Raw genomic sequence first — 11,021 nt, 5'->3', positions numbered from 1 at the left:
GGTTATTCCTTTACGAGATGGCCCGAGGCAGGGCTGTCATCCACTTCGACTTTTTCACCGGGGCGCGCGTGTTGCAGCCCTTCGACGATGATGCGGTCGCCGGGCTTGAGGCCGCTGCTGACGATCCAGCGGTCCTCGATCACGGCACCCAACTCCACCGGTTGCTGGCTGACTTTCTGCTCGGCATCCAACAGCAGCACCATCGGTACGCCGGCACTGTCACGGGTAATGGCGCGTTGCGGCACGCTGATGCCTTGCTTGTCGACGGCCTGCTCCAGGCGCACCCGCACAAAGCTGCCCGGCAGCAGGTCGAGGTCCGGGTTGGGGAACTCACTGCGCAGGATGATCTGCCCGGTGCCCGGGTCGACGCTGATTTCGGCAAACAGTAATTTGCCCGGCAGCGGGTACAGGCTGCCGTCATCCTGGATCAGCGTGGCCTTGGCCTGGTCCTGGCCGACCTGCTTCAAACTGCCGGCACGGAAGGCGCGACGCAGGTCGTTCAGCTCACGGGTGGACTGGGTGAGGTCTGCGTGGATCGGGTCCAGTTGCTGGATGACTGCCAGCGGCGTGGCTTCGTTCTGGCCGACCAGCGCGCCTTCGGTCACCAGGGCGCGGCCAATGCGCCCGGAAATCGGCGCAGTCACGGTGGCGTAGCCCAGGTTCAGCTTGGCGCGCTCCACGGCCGCCTTGTTGGCGGCGACTTCGGCATTGGTCTGGCGCAAGTTGGCGCGGGCGTTGTCGTAGTCCTGGGCGCTGATGGCGTTGCTGTCGACCAACTGGCTATAGCGCTGTTCCTGCAAACGGGCCTGGAACGCATTGGCCTCGGCTTTGCCCAGGTTGGCCTGGGCACTGTCCAGGTCGGCCTTGAACGGCGCCGGGTCAATGCGAAACAGCACGTCACCTTGCTTGACGTCGTGACCTTCCTTGAACACCCGTTGCATCACCACGCCGGCCACACGCGCGCGCACCTCGGCAATCCGCGGCGCGGCGATGCGCCCGCTCAACTCGCTGGTAATGGAGAGGGGCTTGGCCTGCAGGGTTTCGGTGCGGACTTTGGCCAATGGCATTTCCGGCGCTTCGTCGGCCGACTTGCCGCAAGCGCCAAGGGCCAGCGTCAAGGCCAGCAGGCAAAACGGCGCAAACAGATTCTTCGACATGCTCATATCCCAATAATGACGGCTGCATCCTAAAGTCACCTGCGCCGGGGTGCTGTGAAGCTGTGTAGCGTGTGTGTGAATAAATGTAAGGTGCGGCGCGCTGGGCGCCGAGGGCGTATATCCTTGCACAACCTTGCCGACACTGGAGATCCAATGTGGGAGGGCGCTTGCCGCCGATAGCGGTGTATCGGTTGAAATGCTCTTCACTGACCCACCGCTATCGGCGGCAAGCCCCTTCCCACATTGGATTTGTGTACGACCCATCACTGTATTTTCTGGAAACACCTTTATGCCCAACATCCTCCTGGTGGAAGACGACGCCGCACTCTCGGAGCTGATTGCCAGCTATCTGGAACGCAATGGCTACCACGTCAGTGTGCTCAGTCGTGGCGACCACGTGCGCGAACGTGCGCGCCTCAACCCGCCGGACCTGGTGATCCTCGACCTGATGCTGCCCGGCCTCGACGGTCTGCAAGTGTGCCGTCTGCTGCGGGCCGACTCGGCGGGCCTGCCGATCCTGATGCTGACCGCCCGCGATGACAGCCACGATCAGGTGCTGGGCCTGGAAATGGGCGCCGACGATTACGTCACCAAACCCTGCGAGCCGCGTGTGCTGCTTGCCCGTGTCCGCACCTTGTTGCGCCGCAGCAGCCTGTCCGAACCTCAGATGGCCAACGACCAGATCGTCATGGGCAACCTGTGCATCGACCTGTCCGAACGCACGGTGACCTGGCGTGAGCAACCCGTGGAACTGTCCAGCGGTGAATACAACCTGCTGGTGGTGCTGGCCCGGCATGCTGGCGAAGTGCTAAGCCGCGACCAGATCCTGCAACGCCTGCGCGGTATCGAATTCAACGGCACCGACCGCTCGGTGGATGTGGCCATCTCCAAGCTGCGGCGCAAGTTCGACGACCATGCCGGCGAGGCGCGCAAGATCAAGACGGTGTGGGGCAAGGGTTATCTGTTCAGCCGTTCCGAGTGGGAATGCTGATTCATGTTCCGTGTGCTGATTCGCCTCTACCTGATCACCATCATTACTTACAGCGCGGCGATCTTCCTGATTCCCAAGCTGGTCATCCAGCTGTTCGAACATCGTTACATGGACTACAACGTCGAACAGACCCGTGGTCAGCAAACACTCATCGTCAAGCAATACCTGCGGACGCCGGTGGAGCGCTGGTCGCAGGTCACCGAGCAGCTTGGCCGAGACTTTGCCCCGCTCAAGGTGCAATTGCTGCTGCGCCAGGACGCCAGCTATACGCCCGAAGAAGAAAAGCTGCTCGAGCAGGGCAAGCCGGTGATCCGCCTGGGGGAGTGGGGGTGGGTAGCGGACGTCAGTTCACCGATCAACCAGCAATTCGTGGTCAAGCTGATCGTTCCGCCCGACCCGCTGGACATGAACCTGTTGTACTGGTCGATGAATGTGTTGATCGGCGCCGCGCTGCTGGCCTGCCTGCTGGTATGGTTGCGCCCGCACTGGCGTGACCTGGAGCGCCTGAAAACCACGGCTGCGCACTTGGGCCAGGGCAACCTCAGCGAGCGTACGCGCATTCCGCCCAGTTCCAACATCGGCAGCCTGGCGTCGGTGTTCGATACCATGGCCGATGACATCGAACACCTGCTTAACCAGCAGCGCGACCTGCTCAATGCGGTCTCCCACGAACTGCGCACGCCGCTTACGCGCCTGGATTTCGGCCTGGCGCTGGCGTTGTCCGAAGACTTGCCCCAGGCCAGCCGCGAGCGCTTGCAAAGCCTGGTGGCGCACATACGCGAGCTGGATGACCTGGTGCTGGAGTTGCTTTCCTACAGTCGCCTGCAAAACCCGGCACAACTGCCCGAACGGGTGGACGTGGTGCTCGACGAGTTCATCGACAGCGTATTGGGCAGTGTCGACGACGAAATGGAAAACCCCGAGATTGTCATCGACGTGGCGCTGGACTGCGCTGTCGAGCGTTTCGTCCTCGACCCGCGCCTGACCGCCCGGGCTTTGCAGAACCTGTTGCGCAACGCCACGCGTTACTGCGACAAGCGCATCCAGGTCGGCGTCAAGGTGTGCCCCAAGGGCTGTGAAATCTGTGTGGATGACGACGGTATCGGCATCCCGCTGGACCAGCGCGAGCGCATTTTCGAGCCGTTCTACCGCCTGGACCGCAGCCGCGATCGTGCTACCGGCGGCTTCGGTCTGGGGTTGGCCATCAGTCGGCGCGCGGCCGAGGCCCAGGGCGGTACGTTGACTGCGTTGGCGTCACCGTTGGGCGGTGCACGGTTCCGGTTGTGGTTGCCGGCGGCAGGCGCATAATCAGGCTCCCCGATCCGACTGAGGAGCGCTGGATAATGACCGATGTTCACGCGTCTGCCCTGCAGGGCTTTTCTACCCAGGCTGTCACTTACGCCCAGGGTCGCCCCGACTACCCGCCGCAACTCCTCGGCTGGCTCGCCGAGGCGTTAGGTGTTGAGGCACAGTCGACGGTGATCGACCTGGGCGCCGGCACTGGCAAGTTCACACGCTTGCTCAGCACCCTGACGCCGGCGCTGATCGCCGTCGAGCCGGTCCAGGCCATGGCGGCGCAGCTGGCCAAGGTGTTGCCCGATGTGCGCCTGCTGGAAGGCACCGCCGAATCCATCCCGCTGGGGGCCGCCACTGCCGACGTCGTGGTTTGTGCCCAGGCGTTTCATTGGTTCTCGACGCAAGTGGCGCTGGCGCAGATCCACCGTGTGCTCAAGCCCGGAGGGCGCCTGGGGCTGGTGTGGAATGTGCGCGATGAGTCGGTGGACTGGGTCGCCGCGATTACCGCAATCATCACGCCCTACGAGGGTGACACACCGCGCTTTCATACCGGGCGTTGGCGCGAAGCGTTCACCGGCGAGTATTTTTCCGCACCCGAAGTCACCTGTTTTCCCTATCAGCATGTGGGCAGCCCGCAGGAAGTGATCATGGACCGCTTTCTGTCGGTGAGCTTCATCGCTGCGCTGCCCGATGCAGAAAAGGCCAAGGTCACCGCCCAGTTGCAGGCGCTGATCGATACGCACCCGGCCTTGCAAGGGCGCGATACCGTCGCTTTCCCGTACCAGACCCAAGCCTATCGATGCCTCCGGCTAAGCTAAAAGGCATAAAGTCAGATCATATTGGTATAAGTCGTTATAAGAAAAATCGCTATCCTGCCGCCAGAAATTTATAAGGTCACAGGTAGCTGTAATGGATGTGGGTAATGTGGGGTTTGTCGTTGCTGGCCTGATTGTAGGTTTTATCGTTGGCATGACCGGTGTGGGCGGTGGTTCGCTGATGACGCCGATCCTGCTGTGGTTCGGCATCAACCCGGCGACGGCCGTGGGTACCGACCTGTTGTACGCCGCCATTACCAAATCCGGTGGTGTGCTGGTACACAGCAAGAACAGGAATATCGACTGGACCATCACCGGCTGGCTGACCCTGGGCAGCGTGCCGGCCGTGCTGCTGACCCTGTGGTTTCTCGCCAGCCTGCACACCGACCCCAGTGGGATGAACGCGGTGATCAAACAGGCCCTCGGCGTGGTGCTGTTGCTGACCGCCCTGGCGATTCTGTTCAAGAAAAGCCTGTTGGCCTTCGCCCAGCGCCATGCGGGCGACGACTACCACATGAGCCCGCGCAACCTGAACGTGCTGACGGTGGTGACCGGCGCCATCCTCGGCACCATGGTTGCCCTGACCTCCATCGGCGCCGGCGCCCTCGGCACCGTTGCGCTGTTCATCCTCTACCCATTCCTGGCCACGCGGCGTCTGGTCGGCACCGAGATCGCCCACGCCGTGCCGCTGACCCTGGTGGCGGGCCTGGGCCACGCCAGCATGGGCAACATGGACTGGCACCTGCTGGGCTTCCTGCTGATGGGCTCGCTGCCGGGCATTTACCTGGGCAGCCACATGACCGGCAAAGTCCCCGACGGCGTGCTGCGCCCCTGCCTGGCGATCATGTTGATGAGCATCGGCTACAAGCTGGCCTTTTAAAAAAACAGCCCACACCCATGTGGGAGGGAGCCCGTCGAATCGTCGCACGCTTCCCCCACAGTGTGTTTTGACTGCACTCAGCCGTTAGCCTTGGCCGGGCCATTGCCGATTTGCCACACGAACGGCGGCTCCGTGCCATTGATCACCCAATCGCCGACGATGCGCGCCTTGTAGATCACCGGGTTGTGGGACGACACGGTGCGCGCATTGCGCCAATGCCGGTCGAGGGCCTTGCCCTGGCGTACGTCCGACGCGCCCAGCGCGTTGAACAGCTCGGTGGTGGCACGCTGGATCAATGTCGACACCACCACCTGTGCCGTCGCCGATTCAATCTCCGCCGCCACGTTGGCTTCACGCTCGGCCACTTCGTCTCCCGCAAATCGCGCCAGGTACGCCCGTTGGGCCGGTACCGCGGCTTTCAAGGCGCTGGCCCTGGCGGCGTATACCAGCGCCGCGACTTCACCCACCACTTGCTGAACCTGCGCATCCTGGCTGACATGATCCGCATTGCCGTGGCTGTAGATTCGCTTGCGGCTGCGCACCTGATGGGCCACGTCATCCAGCGCCGCTTGGCCGATCCCGGCCAGGCTGGCTAACAGGACAAGCTGATAGAACGCCGTCTGGTATTTGAAGCGGGTGGAAAAGTCGATGACATTGTCGGCTTCCACCACCGCATCGCTGAACCGCGTGGTGCCGCTGCCGGTGGTGCGCTGGCCGAAGCCGTCCCAGTCATCGCTTTGCACCACGCCCGGCTGCTGCGTGCGGGTGGCGGCGATCACATCGGCGCCGGTGTCGCTGCGTTGGGCGTACACGTCGATCCAGTCCGAGAAAATGCTGCCGGTGCTGTAGAACTTTTCACCGTTGAGCCTCCACTTGTCACCGTCGGGGCTGACCTGAGTGACCACATCACCGATCGCCACATTGCCGATTTCCGTCCAGGCGCAACCGACGATGTCACCGTCGACAAAACGCTTGAACCACAGGTCGCGACCGGCACTCGGTGTGGCGTTCAAGCGATCTTCCGCAAAGGCAAAATGCCCGCGCAGGGCCTGGGGCACATTCGAATCGGCGGCGGCCAGTTCGATCAGCAACTCAAACAACTGCGGCAAGGAGGCGCCGCCACCGCCGTATTCCACCGGTACGCGCACGGCGCCGAAGCCAGCTTGCTTGAGCCAGCGGATCGGCTCATAGGGCAGGGTGCGAGTGTGTTCGCGCTCAACCGCGCCTTCGGCGATACGCTGGAAAATCGGCCGGAAACGCGCGGCCAAGGTGGGGTAGTCGACGCCGACGGACAGCGGGTTGATGATGTGTTGCTCAGTCATGGGGACAGCTCCTTGGCAGTGATCAGGTGCCAGGGGGATTGCACAGTCCGTGCCGGGCCTCCGGGCCAGTGTTTGCGGGGTAATGGCTGCGGTTCACTGTTGCTCCAGCAACAGCGGATCGACAAAACGACGGGTTCCATCCCATCCGCAACCTGGCGCTCCGTCCGCGGATTATGCGTCGCAACGCTTGTAGCACGGGCCTTTGCCTCGGCCTGGCATGTTTGCTGCTCAAGCACTCCTACATCCCCTTGTGTGAGGTACAGCCAGATGAGTCAGCAAGCCGTGAAATTTGCCTATTGGGTGCCCAACGTCAGCGGTGGGCTGGTGGTCAGCAAGATCGAACAACGCACCCACTGGGGAATCGACTACAACCGCAAACTGGCGCAGTTGGCGGAGGCGGCCGGCTTTGAGTACGGCCTTACGCAAATTCGTTTTACGGCCGGGTATGGTGCGGAAAACCAGCACGAATCCGTGGCGTTCAGCCATGCCCTGTTGGCGGCCACTACCCGGCTCAAGGTGATCGCCGCGATCCTGCCCGGTCCTTGGCAACCGGCGTTGGCGGCCAAGCAATTGGCGACCATCGATCAGCTCACCAACGGCCGTATTGCGGTGAATATCGTCAGCGGTTGGTTCAAGGGAGAGTTCCAGGCCATTGGCGAGCACTGGCTGGAGCACGATGAGCGCTACCGCCGTTCCGAGGAGTTTATCCGCGCCCTCAAAGGCATCTGGAGCCAGGACGACTTCACCTTCAAGGGCGACTTCTACCGTTTCAACAACTACACCCTCAAACCCAAGCCCCTCGGCCAGCCGGAAGTGTTTCAGGGTGGCAGTTCGCGCGCCGCTCGGGACATGGCGGCGCGAGTGTCGGACTGGTACTTCACCAACGGCAATACCCCGGAAGGCATCAAGGCCCAGGTCGATGACATTCGCGCCAAGGCCGCCGCGAATAATCATTCGGTGAAAATCGGCGTGAATGCTTTTGTGATCGCCCGCGATACCGAAGAAGAAGCCCACGCCGTGCTGGCGGAGATTATCGACAAAGCCGATTCGCAAGCGGTGCATGCTTTTGGCGACGCCGCCAGACAGGCAGGCAAAGCGTCACCGGAGGGCGAGGGCAACTGGGCCAAGTCCAGCTTTGAAGACCTGGTGCAGTACAACGACGGCTTCAAGACCAACCTGATCGGCACGCCACAGCAAATCGCCGAGCGCATTGTTGCGCTCAAGGCCGTGGGCGTGGACCTGGTGCTGGCCGGTTTCCTGCACTTCCAGGAGGAGGTCGAGTACTTCGGCAAGCGCGTCTTACCGCTGGTACGCGAGCTGGAGGCCAAGGCTGGCGTCAAACAGGTGGCCTGAGCAATGGCTTTTCCAGGCGCAGGGCGGCGGTGTGGTCCGCGTAGTAGTCATCAATGAGGGCGAAGCGCCGATAACCATTGCGCTCATACAAGGTGAGGGCAACGGGGTTGTCGGTGCGTACTTCCAGGCGAAGGGCGGTGCAGCCATGCTCCAGCGCGCAGTCCTCCATGCGTGCCAGCAATTGCAAGCCCAGGCCGCCGCCGCGCGCAGCCTGGGCGACGGCGATGGAATACAGGCGCGCCAGGGCGCTGCCATGCCGGAACAACAGCAGCGCATAACCGAGCAATTGCCCGTCACGTTCCGCAACCCACAACCGCCCATGCGCGCGGTTGATCATCCATTGGAAACTGCGTGACGAAAGCCGGTCGGTGGTGAAGCAGTGTTGTTCCAGTGCCATCAATCCGGGTACGTCAGCAGGGGTTGCAACGCGAAAAGAAAGAGTCATATGACCGCCGTAAAAGTTGCGTAACGAAACGGGACTTCTCTAAAAGATCATGCTTAATAGAAAAGGTCGAGTTCTCTAAAGCGGATCAATTATTATGTCGGCGGTACAAAGTCATTGGCGTGAAGTATCCGAGCAAAGCGTCGCGGCGACAATAACTTCCAACGGTTATTTTTCGACCTCGCCCAGACGCCCAAGCCAAGTTGTAATCATTGTCGAGCGCAAGGAAGATTGGGCCTCCTACTTTCCCAGCGAAGATATCGTCACCGCTCAGGAATACCTGGAGCAAACCCGCGAAAGCGAGACGGGCAAGCGCGTGCAGGTCATCAATCTGTGCCGCGGCTACAAGTACCTGGGGCACGGTTACTACTGCTCGCTGCTGGCGGAGGCGCGTGGGCACAAGGTGATTCCATCGGTGCGCACCATCAGTGAACTGACCAGGAAGTCGTTGTATGGCTTGTCCCTGGACAACTTGGATAAAACCCTCGATAAAGCCTTGAGTCATCATCTTTACAGCAGTACCGAAGGCTTTACCCTGACGCTTTACTTTGGCCGAACCCATATAGAAGCCTTGCAGGAATTGGCCCGGCAGTTGTTTGAAGCGTTTCCCTGTCCGATCCTGTTAGTTGAATTTCGCAAGAATAACGGTTGGCATATCGAAGGGGTCAAGTCCGGCGTATTGCATAAATTGCGCGATGACCAGGAAGACCAGTTCGCCCACGCCCTCGACAACTACAGCCGCAAGATCTGGCGCCAACCGCGCTCACGTCGCGTTGCGCGCTATGACTTGGCCATCCTCCACGATCCCCAGGAGCAACTGCCACCGTCCAACGCCCGCGCTTTGGATAATTTCGTGCGGGTCGGCAAGGGCCTGGGGATTGATGTGGAACTCATCGAGCGTAAAGACTATTCGCGCCTGGCCGAATACGACGCCCTGTTGATTCGCGAGACCACCAGTGTCGACAACCACACTTATCGCTTCGCCAAAAAGGCCGAGAGCGAGGGGCTTGTGGTAATGGACGACCCGGCATCGATCCTGCGCTGCACCAATAAGGTCTACCTTACCGACCTGCTCAAGAGTCATCAATTGGGCATGCCCGCCACCGAAATTCTCTACAAGGAACGACCGCAGGATTTCGAGCGGGTCGGCGAACGCCTGGGCTTCCCGCTGGTGCTGAAAATTCCCGACGGCTGCTTCTCACGGGGCGTGATCAAGGTGGAAAGCCAGGAGGCATTGCTCAAGGCCACCGCCCAGTTATTCGAGCATTCGGTGCTATTACTGGCCCAGGAGTTCTTCTACACCGAGTACGACTGGCGCATCGGCGTACTCAACCGCAAGCCGATCTTTGCCTGCCAATACTTCATGTCCAAGGGCCATTGGCAGATCTACAACCACAAGGCCATCGGCCAGGACATCAACGGCGAGTGTCGCACCCTGGCGGTTCACGAAGCGCCCAAGGCGGTGGTGGACCTGGCTGTGAAAACCGCCAACCTGATCGGTGATGGCCTCTATGGCGTCGACCTCAAACAGTCCGGCGACAAGGTGGTGGTGATCGAGGTCAACGACAACCCCAATCTGGATGCAGGCATCGAGGATGCCTATTTGCAGGACGACCTCTATGGCCTGGTGCTGGAGGAATTCGTGCGGCGCCTGGAGTTGAAGCGTCAGGGGCAGGTCTGGTAACGGCAGTGTTTAGTATCGATCCCCCGTCAAACAGGTGGAAGGGGCGCAATCGAAGCGCCCAGCCCCTCAACCGTCAGGCTGCAACGTCAATACCTCAAACCCATCCGCCGTTACCGCCACGGTATGTTCCCACTGCGCCGACAGGCTGTTGTCCTTGGTCACCACCGTCCAGCCGTCTTTCAGGTTGCGCACCTTCGCGCTGCCCTGGTTGAGCATCGGTTCGATGGTAAACACCATGCCTTCACGCAGTTCCAGTCCGGTGCCGGGGCGGCCGAAGTGCAGGATCTGCGGTTCTTCATGCATCTGCCGGCCGATACCGTGGCCGCAATACTCGCGCACCACGCTGTAGCCGTTGGCTTGCGCGTGGCTCTGGATGGCATGGCCGATGTCGCCCAGGCGAGCGCCGGGCTTGACCTGACGGATGCCGGCCCACATGGCTTCGAATGTCATCTCGACCAGGCGTCGGGCTTTGGGGGCGACGGTGCCGATCATGTACATCTTGCTGGAGTCGGCGATGAAGCCGCCTTTTTCCAGGGTGATGTCGATGTTGATGATGTCACCGTCCTTGAGGATCTCCTTGGCGCTGGGCATGCCATGGCACACCACCTCATTGAGTGAGGTGTTGATGGAAAAGGGATAGTCGTATTGGCCCAGGCTGGCGGGACGGGCGTTGAGGTCGTTGCGAATGAAGGCTTCAACGGCAGCGTCCAGCTCCAGGGTAGAGCGGCCGGCGGCGACGAATCCATCGAGCATGGTGAAGACCTGGGCCAGCAGGCGCCCGGATTCACGCATGACGGCCAGTTGTGCGGGAGTCTTGATCATCAAGCGCGCCCTCGGACCAGATCGGGCTTGTCCAGCAGCAGTTTGTTGATCAGCTCGTTGTAAGGCAGGTTGGGATTGAGCTCGGCGAGCAGGCCGATCTTGATCCAGAATTCGGCCTGGGCGTTGATGGACCGATCCATCGCGGCGCTGGCCAGGCGCAGTTGTTCGTGCAGTTGGTCGGTGATCTTGACGATGCCCATGGTGTTCACTGTGCGGTAGGAATATACAAAGCGTATACGTTTCGTATATCCATCGTAAA

The 11,021-nt window shown here is 61.2% G+C and carries 10 protein-coding genes and 1 pseudogene; 6 read left to right on the top strand and 5 right to left on the bottom strand.

Annotated elements, in window-relative coordinates; all coding sequences use genetic code 11:
• Window positions 1-2: 2 nt before the first annotated feature.
• A complete protein-coding gene (locus tag EXW71_RS21430) occupies window positions 3-1,157 on the bottom strand; it encodes an efflux RND transporter periplasmic adaptor subunit (protein ID WP_134660795.1) in 1,155 nt (384 codons plus the stop codon).
• 289 nt (window positions 1,158-1,446) lie between these two features.
• On the opposite strand from EXW71_RS21430, the gene EXW71_RS21425 reads away from it, so the two are divergent.
• The 4 genes from EXW71_RS21425 (at window position 1,447) to EXW71_RS21410 (ending at window position 5,139) form a co-directional block, all read left to right on the top strand.
• Entirely contained in the window at window positions 1,447-2,148 is a 702-nt protein-coding gene (locus tag EXW71_RS21425; RefSeq protein ID WP_123718817.1) for a response regulator transcription factor, read from the top strand.
• Between the two features lie 3 nt (window positions 2,149-2,151).
• Window positions 2,152-3,456, top strand: a complete 1,305-nt coding sequence (locus EXW71_RS21420; RefSeq protein ID WP_134660794.1) for an ATP-binding protein — start codon at window positions 2,152-2,154, stop codon at window positions 3,454-3,456.
• Window positions 3,457-3,491: 35 nt separating this feature from the next.
• The gene (locus tag EXW71_RS21415) at window positions 3,492-4,262 is read left to right on the top strand and encodes a class I SAM-dependent methyltransferase (RefSeq protein WP_134660793.1); all 771 of its coding nucleotides are present in this window, start codon (window positions 3,492-3,494) and stop codon (window positions 4,260-4,262) included.
• 91 nt (window positions 4,263-4,353) lie between these two features.
• Window positions 4,354-5,139: a sulfite exporter TauE/SafE family protein gene (locus EXW71_RS21410; RefSeq protein ID WP_134660792.1), complete on the top strand. Its 786-nt coding sequence runs from the start codon at window positions 4,354-4,356 to the stop codon at window positions 5,137-5,139.
• A 77-nt stretch (window positions 5,140-5,216) separates the two neighbouring features.
• On the opposite strand, the gene EXW71_RS21405 is transcribed toward EXW71_RS21410, so the two are convergent.
• A complete protein-coding gene (locus tag EXW71_RS21405) occupies window positions 5,217-6,461 on the bottom strand; it encodes an acyl-CoA dehydrogenase family protein (protein WP_134660791.1) in 1,245 nt (414 codons plus the stop codon).
• A gap of 267 nt (window positions 6,462-6,728) precedes the next feature.
• Here EXW71_RS21405 and sfnG point away from each other — a divergent pair, with 267 nt between their 5' ends.
• Complete coding sequence (gene sfnG / locus EXW71_RS21400; protein ID WP_123718822.1) at window positions 6,729-7,814, top strand: dimethylsulfone monooxygenase SfnG; 1,086 nt, start codon at window positions 6,729-6,731, stop codon at window positions 7,812-7,814.
• Here the strand turns inward: sfnG and EXW71_RS21395 are convergent.
• Window positions 7,810-8,259: pseudogene (locus EXW71_RS21395) on the bottom strand (GNAT family N-acetyltransferase); the annotation flags it as partial. The gene sfnG and the pseudogene EXW71_RS21395 sit on opposite strands and share 5 nt — an antisense overlap.
• 94 nt (window positions 8,260-8,353) lie before the next feature.
• On the opposite strand from EXW71_RS21395, the gene EXW71_RS21390 reads away from it, so the two are divergent.
• Window positions 8,354-9,940, top strand: coding sequence for a RimK family protein (locus EXW71_RS21390; RefSeq protein WP_123718824.1), 1,587 nt, complete (start codon window positions 8,354-8,356; stop codon window positions 9,938-9,940).
• 66 nt (window positions 9,941-10,006) lie between these two features.
• Here the strand turns inward: EXW71_RS21390 and map are convergent, their stop codons facing one another.
• Both map and EXW71_RS21380 read right to left on the bottom strand, forming a co-directional pair.
• Window positions 10,007-10,762 (bottom strand): type I methionyl aminopeptidase, encoded by a 756-nt coding sequence (gene map, locus EXW71_RS21385; protein WP_134660789.1) that lies wholly within the window; start codon window positions 10,760-10,762, stop codon window positions 10,007-10,009.
• The gene (locus EXW71_RS21380) at window positions 10,762-10,962 is read right to left on the bottom strand and encodes a ParD-like family protein (RefSeq protein WP_123718826.1); all 201 of its coding nucleotides are present in this window, start codon (window positions 10,960-10,962) and stop codon (window positions 10,762-10,764) included. The genes map and EXW71_RS21380 overlap by 1 nt, the downstream gene beginning before the upstream one ends.
• Window positions 10,963-11,021: the final 59 nt, after the last annotated feature.

The organism is Pseudomonas sp. BCA17, assembly GCF_004519405.1.
GTDB lineage: Bacteria > Pseudomonadota > Gammaproteobacteria > Pseudomonadales > Pseudomonadaceae > Aquipseudomonas.
The sequence above is the reverse complement of the archived record's forward strand: the minus strand, read 5'-3'. Positions and strand labels throughout refer to the sequence as shown.